This window comes from Polaribacter sp. IC066, from assembly GCF_007997085.1.
In the GTDB taxonomy this organism is placed as follows: Bacteria; Bacteroidota; Bacteroidia; order Flavobacteriales; family Flavobacteriaceae; genus Polaribacter.
The window spans coordinates 72,316-91,489 of the sequence record NZ_VORR01000004.1 but is presented as its reverse complement, the minus strand read 5'-3'; the positions used below and the strand labels follow the sequence as shown (position 1 = coordinate 91,489).

Here is a 19,174-nt window from a genome sequence, read left to right as displayed (position 1 = left end):
TTAAATACTAAAAACTGAAAACTGAAAATTATAATAAAATGATAGAACATTTAGAATTATTTTTTAAGGCCGTATTTATTGATAACATGGTTTTTGCTGTCTTTTTAGGGATGTGTTCATATTTGGCAGTATCTAAAAAAGTAACCACAGCAGTAGGTTTAGGCGCGGCGGTAATCTTTGTACTTGCAATTACAGTTCCTTTAAACTGGTTGTTAGATCAGTATTTATTGCAGCCAGGGGCTTTAGTTTGGTTGGGTCCAGAATTTGCAGATTACGATTTAGGCTTCCTTTCCTTTATTATGTTTATTGCAACGATTGCAACAATGGTTCAGTTAGTAGAAATAATAGTAGAGAAGTTTTCTCCGTCTTTATATAATTCTCTAGGTATTTTTTTACCGCTAATCGCAGTAAATTGTGCTATTTTAGGAGGAAGTTTATTTATGCAATCTCGTGAAATAGAGTCTTTAGGGTTAGCCTTAAATTACGGAATATCTTCAGGAATTGGTTGGTTTTTAGCAATTTTAGCAATTGCGGCGATTCGTGAAAAGATTAGATATTCAAGTGTGCCACCAGCCTTAAGAGGTTTAGGTATTACATTTATTATTACAGGTTTAATGGGAATAGGTTTTTTAAGTTTTGGAGGAATGTTAACAGGAGGAGATGAAGAAGCAGCGCCGGTAAAAGAAACAGAAGCTACCATTGAAAAAGTTGAGAAAAAAGGAGTTAAAGATGAATTAGCAAACAATACTAAAACTTTAAATTAATATGATTTTAGCAGCAGGAACAACAGGAACTGTTATAGCAACAGTATCCGCATTTTTAATAGTAGCTTTATTATTAATAACAGTATTACTTTTTGTAAAACAAAAATTATCGCCATCAGGTCCCGTAAAGATTATGATTAATGGTGAACGAGAGATTGAAGTAGCTTCAGGTGATTCTTTATTAACGACTTTAAGTAGTAATAAAATATTTTTACCATCTGCTTGTGGAGGTGGTGGGACATGTATACAATGCGAATGCCACGTAAACGATGGTGGAGGTGAAGCTTTGCCTACAGAAGTACCTCACTTTTCTAGAAAAGAATTAAAAAGCGGTGCTCGTTTAGCATGTCAGGTTAAAGTAAAACAAGACATGAACATTTCGATTCCTGAAGAGGTATTCGGAATTAAGAAATGGGATGCAGTGGTTGTAAGAAATTACAATGTGGCTTCATTTATTAAGGAATTTGTTGTTGAAATTCCTAAAGATATGGGGTATAAAGCAGGGGGGTATATTCAAATAGAGATTCCTCCTTGTGAAGTAAAGTTTGCTGATATGGATATTACAGCACATCCAGAGGAGCATGACAGACCCGATAAATTCAAAGCTGAATGGGATAAATTTAAGTTGAGACCATTAGTAATGAAGAATAATGAAACTGTAGAAAGAGCATATTCTATGGCGTCTTTTCCTGCAGAAGGAAGAGAAATTATGTTGAATGTTCGTATTGCGACGCCGCCGTTTGATAGAGCAAAAGGTGATTGGATGGATGTAAATCCAGGTGTTGCATCTTCTTATATTTTTGGTTTAAAGAAAGGCGATAAATGTATTATTTCAGGTCCTTACGGAGAATTCTTTATTAATGAGTCTGATTCAGAGATGTTGTATGTTGGTGGTGGTGCAGGTATGGCGCCAATGCGTTCTCACTTATACCACTTATTCAGAACATTAAAGACTGGTAGAATTGTTACTTACTGGTACGGAGGACGTTCTAAAGCAGAATTATTTTATATTGAGCACTTTAGAGCTTTAGAAAAAGATTTTCCAAACTTTAAATTCTATATCGCATTGTCCGATCCTTTAGAAGAGGACAATTGGAAAGTGAAAAAAGATTTAGACGATGAAACGGGAGATGGTTTTGTAGGCTTTATACATAATTGTGTTATAGATAACTACTTAAATCATCATGAGTCACCAGAAGATATGGAATTATATTTCTGTGGACCACCATTAATGAACAAAGCGGTTCAAAAAATGGGCGAAGATTTTGGTATGCCAGATGAAAGCATCCGTTTTGATGACTTTGGAGGATAGCCGAATCATACTGTTTAATAGGATTCAGAGATAAATTAATAAATAATAAAAAAAGCCGATTCATTTCTGAATCGGCTTTTTTATGGACAAAAATTAAGCTAATAAAGTTTGTAGGTGATATACAGGCTCTCCGTCTTCTTGCTCAAATAGTTTAGAGTAGTCTAATACATAAGGAATATCATCTAATTTACAGAGTAGTTCAACAACATTGCAAAGCCCATCAAACAAAACTTCTTGAGAAGTAGGGTTTTGAGGTTTAGGGTTGTAATGACATAACGGAGTTTTAAATCCACAAGCAACTAAAAATGCCTTTTCAATTTGTAGGAGTTCTTGCGGAGTATATCCGTTAAATTTTCTTCCTAAATTTTGGTGCACCAATCCTAAATAGCTTAATTTAAGCGAACCATGTGCATCTGATAAATGTTTCCAACTATCAAAATTATCTAGAATATTGCCCACCGCACAAGCGGTACAATCTTCTGGGTTTAATCTATTGTTGTGGTATGCGTTGTATAATTTAATTAATGCCTGTTCTAATCTTTTCGTTGTTTTCATATTCAATACATTTACAATTCTAAGATAAGAAATTATTGTAAACTAATCAAATGGATTGTAGGTAATGATTATATTTAGAATAATCCTAAATTATTAAGATAAGTTTTTTTTTCTATAATGATAAAATCGTATTTTTGATGGGCATAAATTTTGAGCATGAAAGGCATCCAAAAAATCTTAAAAAAAAATAAATATATTAAAGTAAAATTAAAGAAAACATCAACCAATCATTTAGAATTAAAAGCAAAGATTAATGGTGTTAAAGGTAGTTTTATACTAGACACAGGTGCTTCTAATTCTTGTGTTGGTTTAGATTTGATTGATTTTTTTAAGTTAGACGCTCAAGAGAGTGATACCAAAGCCGCAGGCGCAGGTGCAACAGATATGGAAACACAGCAGTCTGAAAATAATTCGTTAAAAATAGACGCTTGGAAAACAAATAAATGCCATTTGGTCTTGTTTGATCTATCGCACGTAAATACAGCGCTTACCCAACACAACGCTAAAAAAGTTCAGGGTATTATTGGGGCAGACATTTTGCAACAAGGAAAAGCTTTTATAGATTATAACAAGAAAGTATTATATTTAAAAAGAGTAAAAAAATAGTTACATAAATAATAAAAAGATGAGTTTGCAAAAACAGGTAATGGATAAAATGAAAGAAGCAATGAAGGCAAAAGATACCATTGCTTTACAAGCTTTAAGAGCAGTCAAATCTGCCTTTTTGTTAGCAAAGACAGAAACAGGTGTTCAGGAAGAGTTAACTGAAGAGCAAGAGTTAAAGATTATTATTAAGCAGGTAAAACAAAGAAAAGATAGCGCGGCTATTTTTATCAAACAAAATAGACAAGATTTAGCAGATCCTGAATTGGCAGAAATTACTGTTTTAGAACAATTTTTACCAGAAGCATTGTCAGAAGAAAAAATTGAAGAAGTTGTAGTAGCAATTATAAAAAAAACAGGAGCGTCTGGAATGAAAGACATGGGAAAGGTCATGGGCATTGTTTCTCAAGAGCTTTCTGGCCAAGCAGATGGTAAAATAATTTCTACTTTGGTGAAAAAGAATTTAATGTAAATGATTAGCAAGTAGCTTTTTTTAAAGACAGCTTTTTTTTTTAATGGAGATAAAATAATAATATAGTAAAGTACACAAATTCTACACAATATGTTTTTTAAAGAGCCAATAGTTGCAGCTTGTAGGACGTGAACTTTTTGAGAAATTATAAACGATATAGCATTCCTTATTTTTTATTGGTTCATTTAAATTAGTATGTTAATCATTAAAAAGGCTTTGAGTTCAAAATAAAGCTATATTTTTGCTTACTAATAAAAAGGAGGCTCTAGTTATAAATTAGATATTCTTTTGTCCTAAATATAGCGTATTAGATTACTGAATATTAGGTAAGAAAAATAGTAAGAACGGCTGCGTAGTTCAACTGGATAGAATATCAGATTTCGGCTCTGACGGTTGGGGGTTCGAATCCCTTCGCAGTCACAATTATTATATAAATCTTCTAGAATTAAATTTCTAGAAGATTTTTTTTATAAATATGGTTTATATGACAAGTATCATATTTTGTAATAGCTATTATTTTGACCTTTGATAAAGTAATTTTAAACAAAATATTATGAAAAAAAGAATTCATATATCAGAAATAATGAGTCAGAATTTAATTACGCTGAATATTACAAATACAATAGAAGATGCAAAAAAAATATTCGAAGAAAATGCAATTAGACATATTCCTATTGTTGATCATAAAGAAATTGTAGGCATGTTAAGTTATTCTGATCTTCTAAAAGTAGGGTATGCAGATGCCTCTGACGATAATGAAAATATAGATTTTAGTATTTATGATTGGTTTACAATTAAACAAGTAATGGCTAAAAATTTGTATTTGGTGCCTTCTAACTCCACTGTAAAAGAAGTGGGCGCATTGCTTGCCGATAAGGAGTTCCATGCATTACCTGTTGTAGATGACGGAGAATTAGTGGGTATTGTTACCACTACAGATTTTATCCGGTTTTTGGTAGATCAGTTTTAGAATCTGAAGGCTTTAGTTAAGGAATGCGGTAAAAAGAAGATTTGGCAAGAAATCTTCTTTTTATTTATATTCAGAAGTCAATTCATCTACAATTAAGCCGTCTTCTAGGGTTTGTATAACGCCAAATGCAGCTCTTTCTCCAGAAATCATAGCAGCATTTAAAGAACCATTTAAGAGCTGGTCTCCAGCTAAAAATATGGTAGCTTTCAATTTGGTTTCTGTACTTGAAAGTTCATATTGTAAGTCTAATAATTTAGGCAATGCTTTTTTAATATGATATCTTTTTAAGAAAGTAGTCGCTGTTATATTACAAAATTGAAGCAACTCGTCTTGTACCCGTTTAATGAAGTCTTCTTTATTTAAATGATGATTTTTTACAACGGTTACAGATAATAAATTGTTTTTACCTGTAGATGAATTTTTGATGCTTGAATGGTAAAAAATATTATTAATTAAAGCTTCTTTATCTGAAATTAAACCAATTAAAGGTTTTTTGATGACACAGTCTTTTGTTTCAAAATATAACGTATCGCAACTTTTCCATTCAGTTTCTTGATTTTTAAGGTTCGAAACTAAAGAGCTTGCTTCTGTTGCAATAATGGTAATATGGCTCTTAATTTTTGAATTATCTTCTAAAATTATCTCATTATTTTTTACTTCTTTTACAGGCGAATTGAATATAATATTTGTGTTTTTTAAGTTTTTCTTTAATTGATTAGAAATTGCTTGAATTCCGTCTTTTGGTAAAACTGCTAAACCATCACCAAACATCTTATATACAAATTCAAACATTCTGCTAGAGGTCTCTAGATTTGGTTCTAAAAAAATACCACTAAAAAATGGCTTAAAAAAGTTTTGAATAATATCTTCTGAAAAACCTATGTTTTTTAAATACTGAAGTGTTGTTTTTTCATCTTCTTTAAAAATGTCGAGTAGCTTCTTTTTCTTTAAAAGGGCATTTAGTTTCAGTATTTTTATTTTATCAGATAATAAACCTATTGATGAAAGTAGTGTTGGTATTAATAAAGACAAGCTTCTTAACGGATCGCCAATAGTTTGTTGTTTGCCATTTCTAAAAATAGTGGCGCCAGGCAATAATTCTTGCAATTTTAAATCTTTATAATTTAAATACTGTTTGGCGGCCGGATAGGAAGTTAACAGAACCTGAAAGCCGTGATCTAAAACGTACCCTTGCACAACATCAGATTTTACACGACCGCCAACCGAGGCAGATGCTTCTATAATTGTTGGATGATATCCATGATTTTCTAAAATTTGAGCTGCAATTAAACCACTAATTCCTGCGCCAATAATATGAATTTTATATGCTGACTTCTCCATTTTCTAAAGCTTTTAAATTTTCTTGTTTTTTGAGGTAAGCGCTTATAATTCTCTGAATATCTTTATTATCTTTTTTTGGTTGTACAAAAAACTGATATTCTTCCGGATTTTCTAATTCATTTGCTTGTGCCGCATCTAAATAACCAAAACCTTTATAAATGCCATCTAAAATTAACGCAAAACCAATCTCTTTTTTAGTTCTTCCTTTTTCTTTGATGACTAAATTTTCTGCTCCGATGCCTACAGATTCTATTGCTTTTCTTACTCGTTTGTTATACTCTTCAACAGGTTCTTTATCACAACAAACACCTTTACATTCTTTTAATTGAAAATGAAAACAGCTCGATACATTGGTTTGTAAATGACAATATTTGGGGCATAATTCAAATTCTTTGCATAAATATTCTAAATGATTTCTACATTCTGCTACAGAATAATATTTCATCATAGAGTTTGGTGCTAGTTTTAGTCGATTATACGCTAAATGAATAATTCCCTTTTGATCTTCATAAGAAAACAATCCAACAGCTTCTCCTGCTCTTCTTTGCGCCCTATTATATTTGGGGTAAATGTGTTTAATTTCAGCAGATTCATGTAAGAGCGCCAATAATTCGCTACCAGTTTTTGTAAAAGAAATATCGGCAGTTTCTAAACACATGTTCTGCTCTTTTTTCTTTTTATCGTAAAAATGACTAATTACACGTTGTTTTATATTGTTGGCTTTGCCAACATAAATAACTTCTTTTGCTAAATTTTTAAAATAATAGACACCGTGTTTTTCGGGTAAATTATCTACTACGATTTTGTCTAAAAGTGGTGGTAAAGTAGCCTGTCTAGAACGCGGATTTAAAAATGAGTTGATGATAAAATTATCATCTCTCTCTATTAATCTTCTAAATAATTCTGTGGTGGCCTCTGCGTCTCCTTTGGCTCTGTGTCTGCCGTTAATAGGTATGTTTTCATCAACACATATATTGCCTAAACTATACGATTTTAAGCCAGGAACTATTTTTCTTGTTAACCGAACGGTGCACAACTTTTTTCGTTTAAAATCGAAGCCTAAACTTTTAAATTCGGCATGAATAATATTATAATCGAAGTTTACATTATGGGCAACAAAAATAGTGTCCTTGGTGATTTCTTCTACTTTTTTTGCAACTTCATAAAATTTAGGAGCATTTCTTACCATAGCATTGGTAATGCCAGTAAGGTTGGTTATAAAAGCCGGTATGTTTTGCTCTGGATTTATAAGTGTGGTGTATTCATCGAGCACTTTTTTTCCATCAAAAACAAAAATAGATATTTCAGTTATTTTCTGGCCTTTGTAGCCATTTCCTGTGGTTTCTATGTCTACAACAGTATAATTCAATTAACCGATACTATTTTTTAAATCGGCAATAGTTTCTGTTGGGTTTTCTGAGCCAAACACATAACTACCTGCTACTAAAACATTCGCACCCGCTTCAATTAATGCATTTGCATTTTTATCGGTTACGCCACCATCAATTTCTATTTGACAAGCAGCTTCAGAAAATTCAATTAAGTGTTTTAACTGGCTCACTTTTTTGTACGTATTTTCGATAAAAGATTGTCCGCCAAAACCAGGATTAACACTCATAATACACACCAAGTCTAAATCTGCAATAATATCTTCTAAAACTGCAATGGGCGTATGCGGATTTAAGGCAACACCAGCTTTCATTCCGGCAGCTTTTATTCCTTGTATTGTTCTGTGTAAATGTGGGCAAGCTTCATAATGCACCGTTAAAATATTAGCACCTAAATCTGCAAAAGTTTGTATGTATTGATCAGGATTTACAATCATTAAATGCACATCAATTGTTTTTGTAGCGTGTTTGGCAATTGCTTTTAAAACAGGCATGCCAAAAGAAATGTTGGGTACAAAAACACCGTCCATAATATCAATATGAAACCAGTCTGCTTGGCTATTGTTTACCATTTCTATGTCTCTTTGTAAATTTGCAAAATCTGCGGCTAAAATTGAAGGGGCAATTAAATTACTCATTATAGGGTGCTTTGTTTTATTGGTTTTACAAAGATACTTAATTCGTTAATTAGAAATAGATGGAAGAAGTAATATATTTCATAAACAGGTTTAGTCCTGATTAAAGGGGCATCCTCTTTATGCGAAAATCGTTATCTGTGTCTTTAAAATTCTTGAGTTTATTTTAATCGATAGAATTCCCCGACGCTCTGCGTCGGTGGTCAAGAGGAAAGTTTGAAAACCTGGGTTTTCATCAAACTAAAAATAAGGTTTTTTTCAGCTTGATACCTCGATGGCTCTGCCTCGAGGTTGTTCATTGTAAAGAGCAGCTGTTGAAAATAAATTCAGCATAAAAAGATATAGCGATAAGCAGGCAGCTTTTAATAAAAAAAAACTCCCAAAAATAAATTTGAGAGTTTTATATAAAATATTCTTGCTTCTTTTATGCAGCAAGATTGAGATACCAAAAGAGGTCTGTAACTTTTAGCCTAGGTAAGTCATTAAAATTTTACTTCTAGAAGTATGTTTTAATCTTCTAATTGCTTTTTCTTTAATTTGACGAACGCGCTCGCGAGTTAAATCGAACGTTTCACCAATTTCTTCTAAAGTCATTGGCTGGTGCTCACCTAAACCAAAGTATAATTTTACAACATCTGCCTCACGAGGGGTTAATGTTTCTAAAGCTCTGTTGATTTCAATACGCAAGGATTCGTGTAATAACACTCTGTCTGGGTTTGGAGATTCTCCAGAATTTAAGACATCATATAAGTTAGAATCTTCACCTTCAATTAAGGGTGCATCCATGGATACATGACGACCAGAATTTTTCATAGATTCTTTTACGTCATTCACCGTCATGTCTAGTTTTTTAGCAATTTCTTCAGCACTTGGTGGGCGCTCATTTTCTTGCTCTAAAAACGCATACATCTTGTTAATTTTATTGATAGAACCAATTTTATTTAACGGTAAACGTACAATTCTAGATTGTTCTGCTAAAGCTTGTAAGATTGATTGACGAATCCACCAAACAGCATACGATATAAATTTGAAACCTCTTGTTTCATCAAAACGTTTTGCCGCTTTAATTAAACCTAAATTTCCTTCATTAATTAAATCGGGTAACGTTAATCCTTGATTTTGATATTGTTTTGCAACAGAAACCACGAATCTTAAATTGGCTTTGGTTAATTTTTCTAAAGCTCTTTGATCACCAGCTTTAATAAGTTGTGCCAATTCTACTTCTTCATCTGCCGTAATTAAATCTACTTTACCTATTTCTTGTAAATATTTGTCTAAGGAAGCAGTTTCTCTATTGGTAACCTGCTTGGTAATTTTAAGTTGTCTCATCTAAATTATATAACTTTTTAAAAGATTCATGTATTGCTACAAACTATTATACGTATGCTTCTAAATAAATGTTACAAAAAAATGATATTTTTTTTTAAAGAGATAAAATACGTTTTCAACGATTTAAAACAACCTGCTAACTCTTCTAAAAAAAGAATGTGACGAATTACTTTCTTTTGTGTTTTAAAAAAAGATATTGAAAGCGAATGTTTTACAAAAATTAACAAATGAAGAGGTAGTCTTTAAAATAGTAGCAACTAACAACTCACAAATGTTTGCTGTATTATATGATAGGTTTTCTAAAGTTGTTTACAATAAATGCTTCGGCTTTGCTAAAAACAAAGAAGAGGCAGAAGATTTAACAAACGATATTTTTATAAGACTGTGTGTAATGTTAAATACGTTTAAAGGAAATTTAAAGTTTTCTACAGGATTCTTTTCTTTTACGTATAATTACTGCATAAATTATGTGCAAAGAAATGCCCATAAAAAGAAAGAAAAAGTAACCGTAGTTACAGTTCAAATAAAAGAAAAAGATGCCTCTGAAGAAATGGAAAATGCACAACTATTCGAGTTAAAGTCAGAGAAATTAGTAAGGGCAATGTCTTTAATAGGTGCAAAAGATAAAATGGTTCTTTTCATGAAATACCAAGATGATATGAGTATTGTAGAAGTAAAAAAAAGCCTTAAATGTTGGTGAGAGTGCTGTTAAAATGTGCATTAAAAGAGCAAAACATAAGGTTGTTGGTATTTATGAAACCTAATAAATATATGTAATCCTTTTAAAAAAATAAAATACCATCATGAAGTGCCAAGAGCTTTAAAACAGCAAGTTCTAAACGATATTAATTTGATGAACTTTACCATAGATATTACTGATTTATTTTGGTTGAAAAAGCCAAACACTGTAAGTTATTTTTTTAAAGGAGATTGTAAGAATCTTATTAATTAAACAAAGAGTGTTATAAGTTTGAATGCACTATATGTTAATTTTGATAGTGATATTAGTGATACTCAATTTTGAAAAATAGCGAGGCTCTGAATTTAAAATTGTAACTTGAGTCTGACTGTCTGGCAGGCAGGCTTGTTTCAGTATTTAGTGAGATCTTGGGTTTAATACCCAAACGTTTTGCGTAAAAATATTAAACGGATATTACTTTTTGATAGCTCGATAGCGCTGCTTCGAGATTGTTCAGTATTAAATGATTTAAATACGATGTACTTATTGAGTTCTTTATGAATAGATGTGGTAAGCTAATTATGGTGTTTGTTGCTTATGTTTTTAGTAAATAAGCAATAACGGGGCTGTATAAGTTGTTTTTTTAAGAGTTTTTAACTCTTAAAATTAACTTGAATTACTTTTTTTAATTTAAAAATTCAGGAACGAATGGCTAAGAAGGCAAGGAAAATTGAATTAAATAGAACAAGAAGCAAGATAGATTTGATTACTACTAATTTATCAGTTATATTTGCGTGGAAAAATAATGGAATTTAACATTTTTCAGTTTAATTTCAGAAAAAATTGAAACACAGCGATTTAGTTTTCTATAAATTATTTTTTTAACTTAATTAAAAAATTCGTTTTATTAATTTAGAAATGCGTTTAAGATTAAAAATATAGCTGGCTTTAGTGTAAAGAATAGAAAGTAGTGCAAGTAAGATTCTAAAAATCTTACATTAAAATATTGAAGTGTTAAATGGAGTTTAATACTTAAAATCTGATAGAAAGTTGGGGGACTATCTATCATGAGTGATTTTTAATCACAAAAAAAAGAGACCGCATCTAGCGGTCTCTTTACTTTTATAAGAGTTTTTAAATTTTAAAAGAGGCCATTAATTTGTGCATCTATTCTGTCAATTACGTGTCCTAAATCTTCTTGATTGGTCACAAAATCTAAATTATCAACATCAATTACTAATAATTTTCCTTTTGAATAGGTAGAAATCCAAGCTTCATAACGTTCATTTAATCGGCTTAAATAATCGATACTTATAGAGTTTTCAAATTCTCTGCCTCTTTTGTGTATTTGACCAACTAAAGTTGTGATGTCTGCTCTTAAATAAATTAACAAATCTGGCGGTGTTACTAAATTTTCCATCAAATCGAAAAGAGACGTGTAGTTGCCAAAATCTCTATTGGTCATTAAACCCATAGCATGCAAGTTTGGCGCAAAAATATGAGCATCCTCATAAATTGTTCTATCTTGAATTATATTTTTACCAGACTCTCTTAACTCTAGTATCTGACGAAAACGACTGTTTAAAAAATAAACCTGTAAATTAAAAGACCAACGTTCCATTTCTGCATAAAAATCATCTAAATAAGGATTTTTATCAACAGATTCGTAATGCGGTTTCCATTTGTAATGTTTGGCTAAAAGTTTTGTTAGTGTGGTTTTACCAGCACCAATATTACCTGCAATTGCTACGTGCATATATTTAAAATCTTTAAATTAAAAAGAGATGCTAAAGTACTAAAAATTATAATGTATCAATTACTAACAGATTAATTTATATCCGAAACCTCTCACATTTAAAATTTGAATGTTGTGATCCTTTTTTAATTTTTTTCTTAATTTGCTTATAAATACGTCCATACTTCTTGTGGTAAAGAAATCGTCATTGCCCCATAACTTGTTTAAAATAAAGGTTCTATCGAGTACTTCATTTTTGTTCTCAAAGAGATAAAAAAGTAGCTGCGCTTCTCGGTGTGTTAGGGTTTCTAGAACATCAAAATAGCGCAATGTTTGTTTGGTGTAATTAAAGGCGTAGTCTCCAATTTTTATGAAATCTACCGTTGTTTTAAGCTCAATTCTTTGCAGTAAAGCTTGTATTCTAATAATTAATTCTTCCATAGAAAAAGGTTTTTTTAAATAGTCGTTTCCACCATGTTTAAAACCCTGTAAAACATCAGAAGTTTGTGATTTTGCTGTGAGAAAAATAATCGGAATGCTTTTGTTTTCTAATCGTATTTCTTTGGCTACAGTAAAACCATCTTTTAGGGGCATCATTACATCTAATACCAAAATATCGGGTTTTTCTGTTTGATACACCTGTAAAGCTTCTTCACCATTTTGGGCATGAAAAACAATAAAATCTCTAGATTCTAAACTCTCTTTTACAATCATCCCTAAACTAGCCTCATCTTCTGCTAACAATACTTTTATTTTATTCATTAGGCATCGTTATTTTAAAGAGAGTTTGTTTTTTATCCGAAGAAAGTGAAAGGCTTCCTGCATGTTTTTCTATGATTTTTTTACTGTAATACAAACCAATTCCGAATCCTTTTACATCATGGGTGTTTCCTTTAGGAATGCGGTAAAATTGATCGAAAATCTTTTCTTGCTCATTTTTTTCAATGCCAGAACCATTATCTGCAATTATAATTTCTGTTGATTTTAAAATGGAGTTGATATTAATTTGTATTTGATCTCCGCCATATTTCACGGCATTATCAATTAAATTAGAAATCACGTTTTCAAAATGAAAAACATCAACCTTACAATAAATAGGTTTTAAGTTTGATGAAAATAAAAGCTCTTTTGTACTAGCTAATAATTGATGTTTTATAACCAGTCTTTCTGCTATTTCGACAACGTCAACGGTTTCTTTTTTTAATAATAATTGCTCGCTATCTAAGGTGGCAGTCTCTAATAATTTTTCTACCATTTGATGCAATTTCTTGATTTGAAAGGAAGACATTGCTAAATATTTTTTGGTTTTTTCCTTATCGTCTAAAATATTAAAATTTTCGATGGCTTCAATAGCTGCAGAAACGGTGGCTATTGGTGTTTTAAACTCGTGGGTAATATTGCTAATTAAATCGTTTTTTATAGCGGCTAATGCTTTTTGTTGATTGATGATTTTTAGTAAATAAAACAAACTAGAAATTACTGCTAATGATAATAAAAGAGATAAAAAAATACCAAAAGAACTTCTTTTTATTGCTTCAGTATTTGAAATGTTATACAATAGTTTAAATTTTTCATCTTTTTTTAAATAGGTAGATTTCGAGGTAATACATTTAGATAAGTTTTTAGAAATTAACGAATCATTAGACGTATAGAAAATAGTGTCTTTCTTTAAATGATTGAATACAAATTGTAATGGAATGTTTTTTTTATTTAATTGATTTTTTAGCAAAGAGTCTAGTTGGTGATACTCGATAGAATTAGAGGCCACCGATAGAAAAATAGGGTTTAAGTATTTTATCAATTTTAAACTATCAGCAGATTTTTTTCCACTAAAATATTTAAAATTATTAGATAGGTTGTCGGTACTTTTTTGCTTTGACTTTTTTTGTTCTGATGACATCCCTTTTGCCATACTTCTTATAATAGAATCTGTTTTTTTTGCGTCTAATGAATCATCCGAAGTGAAAGAAATATTGGTAATTTGAAATTCAGGTTCTTTATTTAAAGTATCTTTTTTAATGAAAGACTTTATTTTCTTGAAGTTTGGAGAATTCTTAAAAATTGAATCGAATTTTATTTTGTTATTTGATAAAGTTTTTACTTTACCTTCATTAAGGTTAATGATTGTTGTAAATTCTTCCTTTGCTAATTTGGCAAAGTATTCTTCTATAGCATTGTCTAAACTTAACTGAATCTCATTAGTTACTTGTCTTTTATTTTCCTCGTAATTCTTATAATTCCAATAAAGTTGAATTCCAATTGTAGCGACAATTGTTAAAGAGATTAAATAGAAAATCCATGTATATTTTTTGGTATTCATGCCACAAATATAGTTTGTAAAAACCACAAAACGATTCGGTTAACATTCGTTAACACTCGTTAACTATAAAGCTAGGTGCACTTGGGCATCTTTGTAATGAAAAAATGAATAGCCAAACTTATGAAAAAATTGCTAACCTTACTATTACTTACTACTTCTATAATTATTTGTGGCCAAGAAGAAAAAACAGCTGTAGCATCTTCAAAGAATATAGAAGCAAAAGTTACTTCGATAAAATATAGTGTAAATTCTATAAAAGATTTAGAAAATATTCAATGGGATGATGTACAAAGTATTTTTGAAACGAATAAGCCACAAGAAAAAATAGCCATCAGTTTTGAAGTAGATTTAGAAGCATCTAAATATAAATTTAAAGGATCGATTACGGTTTCTGATCAGAAAATAAATATCGATTCTTTAATTGAAAGTGCAAAGAAAAAAGTGAAATCATTAATTAAAATTTCTAAAAAATATAAAAATTAATAAGGCATGAAAACGATTATAACAATTATTACAACGGTGGTATTTTTATTTGTAAGCGCAGTAAATGCGCAAGAATTTACAGGGAAAGCGATTTATAAGACAAGTTCAAAATCTACGATTAAATTTGGTAAAGATCAAAAAGGTATTGACGATAAAATGCAAGAAGAGTTGAAAAAGCGTTTGCAAAAAATGAATCAAAAAACGTTTATTTTAGAGTTTGATAAAAATTCATCTACCTATAAAGAAGACGAACAACTGCAGGCGCCAAACCCACAAGCGGGCAATAAAATTGGTGTATTTTCTTTTGGAGGATCGGGTAGTGGTAGTATTTATTATAAAAATATAAGAGAAAATAGATTTTCTAATCAAACAGAAATTCAAGGAAAACGTTTTTTAGTAAAAGATACTTTAAAAGATTTTGAATGGGAATTATCGTCTGAAACCAAGAATATTGGGAACTATACGTGCTACAAAGCCACTTTTACTAAAGAAGTAGAAAATACGAACACCACAATGAAAGATGGTGTGTTGCTAAAAGAAATAAAAAAAGAGACAATTGTTACTACCGCTTGGTATACACTTCAGGTTGCGATGAACAATGGTCCGGCAAATTATCAAGGATTACCGGGTTTGATATTAGAAATTAACGACGGTAAAAAATTAATTGTGTGTACAGAAATTACTTTAAATCCTTCAGTAAAAATTACAATCCAAGAACCTAAAAAAGGAAAAGTGGTTTCTCAAAAAAAGTATTTAAAAATTCAAAAAGAAAAATCAGATGAAATGATGGAAAAATTTAAAGGAAGAAACGGTTTGGACCTAGGAAATGGCGTTAACATTAAAATAGGAGGTTAAATTGGGAGGTTTTGCGTTAAAGTTAGTTCAAGTCATTAAACTTTTAAGTTTTTTTTAAGTCTTAAAGAATATTTAAAAGATAATTTTGTCCCAACTAAAATAAAACTTATGAAACCAATTTTTACACTATTTCTCGCATTTGTTACAATTAGTACTTTTGCGCAGAAAGATTTTCAAGGAAAAGCCACGTATATGTCTAAAAGAACCATGGACATGAGTAGGTTTGATAAAATGCCAGAACAGCAAAAGAAGCAGATGATGGCTCGTTTTAAAAACGTTTTAGAAAAAACGTACACCTTAACGTTTAATAAAACAGAAAGTACGTTTAAAGAAAACGTGAAATTAGAAGCTCCGGGTTCTTCTGGACCAAGTTGGGCAATAAGCAACGGGCAAGGTTCTACTTATAAAAATGTAGGCGATAAAGAAATGATTGAAGATGTAGAAATGTTTAGCAAACGTTTTTTAGTTACCGAAGAAATGGAGATGCCACAATGGGAAATGGGCACAGAAACTAAAAAAATAGGAAACTATACTTGCTACAAAGCTACAATGGTAAAAGAAGACACGAGCATCGATTGGGGAAGTATGTTTGGTAGAGGAGCAAACAAAGCCAAAGATTCAACAAAAGTAAAAGAAGAAGATGTAAAAACCTTACTAATTACGGCATGGTATTCTCCGCAAATTCCTGTAAGTGCTGGACCAGCTGAACATTGGGGTTTGCCAGGTTTAATTTTAGAAATAAACGCAGGTAGAACAACGATGTTGTGCACAGAATTAGTGATTAATCCAGAAAATGAAATCGAAATAAAGAAACCAACAAAAGGAAAGGAAGTTTCTAGAGAAGAATACAATAAAATTATTAAAGTAAAAACCGAAGAAATGAAAGAACGTTTTCAGAGTAGAGGTAGAGGTAGAAGTTAAGAAGACTTAGTCAACTAAAACAATAAGAAAACATTCATGAAAAAAATAATATTCATCGCCATTTTTATGGTGTCTTGGGCGGCAACTGCTCAAATTAGTTTAAGAGGAGTTGTCAAAGACTCTATCGGTGAGCCTTTAGAAATGGCAAACGTAATTGCTTTAGATACGGTTGCAAAAAGAATTAGTTCTTTTGGCTTTACAGACGCTAATGGCAATTTTAAATTAGATTTAGATCAAAATAAAGTCTATAATATTAAAATTAGTTATGTTGGTTTTAAAGAAATAAGCGAGTTTATAAAAACGAAAAGCGCAGATATTTCTAAAAATTATACCATGTTTGAAGACAATATGTTAGAGGGTATAAATATTGTTTCTAAAATGCCAGTGACCATAAAAGGAGATACCATAATTTACAATGCAGATTCTTTTAAAAACGGAACAGAACGTAAACTAGAAGACGTGCTTAAAAAATTACCCGGCGTAGAAATAAATGCGGCTGGTGAAATTGAAGTGGAAGGAAAAGTTGTTGAAAAAATAATGATTGATGGTAAAGAGTTTTTTAGTGGTGATACTAAATTAGCTTCAAAAAATATTCCGTCTAATGCGGTTGATAAAATTCAAGTTTTAAGAAACTACTCTAATGTAAGTCAATTAAGTGGTGTTCAAAATAATCAAAACAGAGTTGCCATTAATATCAAACTGAAAGAAGGTAAAAAGAACTTTTGGTTTGGCGATATTACTGCGGGCGCAGGAGATTCTCCAGATACTGGTTTGTACTTATTTCAACCAAAATTATTTTATTATTCTCCCAAATACACGATAAATGTTATTGGTGATGTAAATAATATTGGTGATGTTGTAATAAGCAGAAGAGATGCAAGAAGTTTTGGCGGTAACTTTCAGAGTCAGAGTCCGTCTAATGGAACAAATATTAACATTGCAGATGCCGGCATCGGTTTTTTAAACGCAGGTGCAAGAAATGCCAATAGAATTGAAACGAAGCTATCTGCTGTAAACTTTAGCTATTCGCCCAATCCTAAATTAGATATAAGTGGTTTTTTAATTTGGTCTGGTAATAGCAACGGACAAAGAAATATTAATAATATTGATTATGTAGACCCAGAAACACCAGATGATCTGGTCGATAATCAAACAAGCCAAACAAGTAATACAGGCTTGTTTCGATTTAGTACAGCCTATAAAAAAGATTTTAACAATCAATTAAACTATAATGTTGCTGGTCGTTTTTCTAACGAATTTAGAACCGATAATGTAAACTCTAGAGTTTTAAGTGATATTACAGAATCAGAAAGTTCAACGCCGTTTACGATAAATCAAGATTTTAGTTATTTTTATACGGCAAGTGAAAAAAGTATTTTTGCTTTAGAAGTAAAACATTTGCTGCAAGATGAAGATCCTTTTTATATTGCTTCGCTAGAAAATGACCCGAATAACAACGAGGAAGCAAACCGAGAAGATCGAGATGGTTTTGATGATGCCGCAGAAACTTTAGGTTTAGATAGAAGTTTAACCTTTTATGATTTAGAACAAGACAGACGTGTAAAAACGAATCAGTTAGATGCAAAATTAGATTACTACTACATTTTAAACACAAAAAGCAATTTAAACTTTGTTGCAGGTACAATTTTAAGTACACAAACTTTTGATTCTCGTTTCTTTCAATTAGGCACCTCAAATGTGCCAAATCCTACCATAGACGGTATAGATGATGCTCAAATAACAAACGATACCGAGTATAATTTTTCAGATATTTATGCAGGGTTAAGATACCGTTTAAAAGCGGGTATTTTTACAATTACCCCAGGTTTTACTGCGCATTCTTATAATTCTAATAATACCCAATATGGTACGGAAACCTTTAAGGATACGTTTATTAAGTTTTTACCAGAATTTGAAGTTGTTGCACAATTTAAAAGAAGCGAAAGTTTAACGTTTACCTATAAAGAAGAAGTGAATTTTACAGATGTAAACCAAATTGCTAGAGGTATTGTAGCTAATAGTTATAACTCTTTCTTTGCAGGAAATTCAGAATTAATAAATGCTAATTTTCATAATGTAGCATTAAGATATTCTAGTTTTAATTTGTTTAATGCAAGCAATGTTTTTGCTAGAATAAGTTATAGAAAAACTGCAAATCAAGTAAACCGAAATACTATTTTTCAGCCCGGCTCTGTGGTTTCTAGCAATACATCTATCAACTCTCCGCTTGATAATGAAAATTTTAATGCTTTTGGGCGTGTTGGTAAAACAATCAAAAAGATTAGAATGAGTGTAGGAGGTAATTTTACGTACAATAAAAGCTATCAATTTATCAATTCTTTAGAGAATACAAATGAAAGTTTGGTAAGGGGCGTAAACACCAGTATTGGTACTAATTTTACCAAAGCACCCAATGTTAGTTTGCGTTATAATTTGAATTTTGTAGACCAAAGTAACACGGCAAGACCAGTAGATATAAAAACAGTCAGTCATGTTCCGTCTATTAATTTTGATGCGTATATCTGGAACTCATTAACCGTGAAATCAGATTTTTCTTATAATGAAACGAGGCAAGAAGGCAGTGTTATTAATTCTTTCCAAATCTGGAATGCTACTTTAGCGTATAGAAAAGATAGAGACGCCAAATTTGAATATGAATTAGTCGGTAGCAACTTATTAGCAACAGGCTCTGAAGTTTCTGTAAATCAAAACATTGTTTCATTTAATATTAATGAAAGATTTATTTTACCAAGATTTGTAAGTCTTCGAGTACGTTATCAATTGTAATAGAAACCTTTCTATATTTTATTAA

Annotated in this window: 18 protein-coding genes and 1 tRNA gene; 11 read left to right on the top strand and 8 right to left on the bottom strand. The window is 31.0% G+C overall.

Going from position 1 to position 19,174, the window contains the following annotated elements; translation table 11 throughout:
• Window positions 1-38 precede the first annotated feature (38 nt).
• Together nqrE and nqrF are read left to right on the top strand one after the other, a co-directional pair.
• Entirely contained in the window at window positions 39-764 is a 726-nt protein-coding gene (gene nqrE / locus ES044_RS02215; protein ID WP_147119926.1) for an NADH:ubiquinone reductase (Na(+)-transporting) subunit E, read from the top strand.
• Between the two features lies 1 nt (window position 765).
• Window positions 766-2,076 (top strand): NADH:ubiquinone reductase (Na(+)-transporting) subunit F, encoded by a 1,311-nt coding sequence (gene nqrF, locus ES044_RS02210; RefSeq protein ID WP_147119925.1) that lies wholly within the window; start codon window positions 766-768, stop codon window positions 2,074-2,076.
• 93 nt (window positions 2,077-2,169) lie between these two features.
• On the opposite strand, the gene ES044_RS02205 is transcribed toward nqrF, so the two are convergent.
• Window positions 2,170-2,631: a Na(+)-translocating NADH-quinone reductase subunit F gene (locus tag ES044_RS02205; protein WP_147186871.1), complete on the bottom strand. Its 462-nt coding sequence runs from the start codon at window positions 2,629-2,631 to the stop codon at window positions 2,170-2,172.
• A gap of 156 nt (window positions 2,632-2,787) precedes the next feature.
• Here ES044_RS02205 and ES044_RS02200 point away from each other — a divergent pair, with 156 nt between their 5' ends.
• The 4 genes from ES044_RS02200 (at window position 2,788) to ES044_RS02185 (ending at window position 4,676) form a co-directional block, all read left to right on the top strand.
• Window positions 2,788-3,237, top strand: coding sequence for a retropepsin-like aspartic protease (locus ES044_RS02200; protein ID WP_147119923.1), 450 nt, complete (start codon window positions 2,788-2,790; stop codon window positions 3,235-3,237).
• A 19-nt stretch (window positions 3,238-3,256) separates the two neighbouring features.
• The gene (locus ES044_RS02195; RefSeq protein WP_147119922.1) at window positions 3,257-3,706 is read left to right on the top strand and encodes a GatB/YqeY domain-containing protein; all 450 of its coding nucleotides are present in this window, start codon (window positions 3,257-3,259) and stop codon (window positions 3,704-3,706) included.
• Window positions 3,707-4,052: 346 nt separating this feature from the next.
• Window positions 4,053-4,126 (top strand) — tRNA-Arg (locus tag ES044_RS02190).
• 133 nt (window positions 4,127-4,259) lie between these two features.
• Window positions 4,260-4,676 carry a CBS domain-containing protein gene (locus ES044_RS02185; protein ID WP_147119921.1) on the top strand — a complete coding sequence of 139 codons (417 nt, stop codon included), beginning with the start codon at window positions 4,260-4,262 and terminating at the stop codon, window positions 4,674-4,676.
• A 60-nt stretch (window positions 4,677-4,736) separates the two neighbouring features.
• On the opposite strand, the gene ES044_RS02180 is transcribed toward ES044_RS02185, so the two are convergent.
• From ES044_RS02180 to ES044_RS02165, 4 genes are all read right to left on the bottom strand, one after another.
• Window positions 4,737-6,017, bottom strand: a complete 1,281-nt coding sequence (locus ES044_RS02180; protein WP_147119920.1) for an FAD-dependent oxidoreductase — start codon at window positions 6,015-6,017, stop codon at window positions 4,737-4,739.
• On the bottom strand, window positions 5,998-7,386 hold the full coding sequence (locus ES044_RS02175; RefSeq protein ID WP_147119919.1) for an exonuclease domain-containing protein: 1,389 nt from the start codon (window positions 7,384-7,386) through the stop codon (window positions 5,998-6,000). The genes ES044_RS02180 and ES044_RS02175 overlap by 20 nt, the downstream gene beginning before the upstream one ends.
• Complete coding sequence (gene rpe, locus ES044_RS02170; RefSeq protein WP_147119918.1) at window positions 7,387-8,043, bottom strand: ribulose-phosphate 3-epimerase; 657 nt, start codon at window positions 8,041-8,043, stop codon at window positions 7,387-7,389.
• Between the two features lie 462 nt (window positions 8,044-8,505).
• The gene (locus tag ES044_RS02165) at window positions 8,506-9,369 is read right to left on the bottom strand and encodes an RNA polymerase sigma factor RpoD/SigA (RefSeq protein WP_018942691.1); all 864 of its coding nucleotides are present in this window, start codon (window positions 9,367-9,369) and stop codon (window positions 8,506-8,508) included.
• A 196-nt stretch (window positions 9,370-9,565) separates the two neighbouring features.
• On the opposite strand from ES044_RS02165, the gene ES044_RS02160 reads away from it, so the two are divergent.
• Complete coding sequence (locus ES044_RS02160) at window positions 9,566-10,069, top strand: RNA polymerase sigma factor (RefSeq protein WP_223269212.1); 504 nt, start codon at window positions 9,566-9,568, stop codon at window positions 10,067-10,069.
• Between the two features lie 1,120 nt (window positions 10,070-11,189).
• Here the strand turns inward: ES044_RS02160 and ES044_RS02155 are convergent.
• From ES044_RS02155 to ES044_RS02145, 3 genes are all read right to left on the bottom strand, one after another.
• On the bottom strand, window positions 11,190-11,804 hold the full coding sequence (locus ES044_RS02155) for a deoxynucleoside kinase (RefSeq protein WP_147120681.1): 615 nt from the start codon (window positions 11,802-11,804) through the stop codon (window positions 11,190-11,192).
• A gap of 63 nt (window positions 11,805-11,867) precedes the next feature.
• Entirely contained in the window at window positions 11,868-12,545 is a 678-nt protein-coding gene (locus ES044_RS02150) for a response regulator transcription factor (RefSeq protein WP_147186869.1), read from the bottom strand.
• On the bottom strand, window positions 12,538-14,103 hold the full coding sequence (locus ES044_RS02145; RefSeq protein ID WP_147120679.1) for a sensor histidine kinase: 1,566 nt from the start codon (window positions 14,101-14,103) through the stop codon (window positions 12,538-12,540). Before ES044_RS02145 ends, ES044_RS02150 begins: the two co-directional genes overlap by 8 nt.
• Before the next feature lie 120 nt (window positions 14,104-14,223).
• On the opposite strand from ES044_RS02145, the gene ES044_RS02140 reads away from it, so the two are divergent.
• From ES044_RS02140 to ES044_RS02125, 4 genes are all read left to right on the top strand, one after another.
• On the top strand, window positions 14,224-14,586 hold the full coding sequence (locus ES044_RS02140) for a hypothetical protein (RefSeq protein WP_147120678.1): 363 nt from the start codon (window positions 14,224-14,226) through the stop codon (window positions 14,584-14,586).
• Window positions 14,587-14,592: 6 nt separating this feature from the next.
• A complete protein-coding gene (locus tag ES044_RS02135; protein WP_147186867.1) occupies window positions 14,593-15,441 on the top strand; it encodes a GLPGLI family protein in 849 nt (282 codons plus the stop codon).
• Between the two features lie 108 nt (window positions 15,442-15,549).
• The gene (locus ES044_RS02130) at window positions 15,550-16,362 is read left to right on the top strand and encodes a GLPGLI family protein (RefSeq protein ID WP_147119629.1); all 813 of its coding nucleotides are present in this window, start codon (window positions 15,550-15,552) and stop codon (window positions 16,360-16,362) included.
• Window positions 16,363-16,398: 36 nt separating this feature from the next.
• Window positions 16,399-19,149 carry a TonB-dependent receptor gene (locus ES044_RS02125; protein ID WP_147186866.1) on the top strand — a complete coding sequence of 917 codons (2,751 nt, stop codon included), beginning with the start codon at window positions 16,399-16,401 and terminating at the stop codon, window positions 19,147-19,149.
• The last annotated feature ends 25 nt before the right edge of the window (window positions 19,150-19,174 follow it).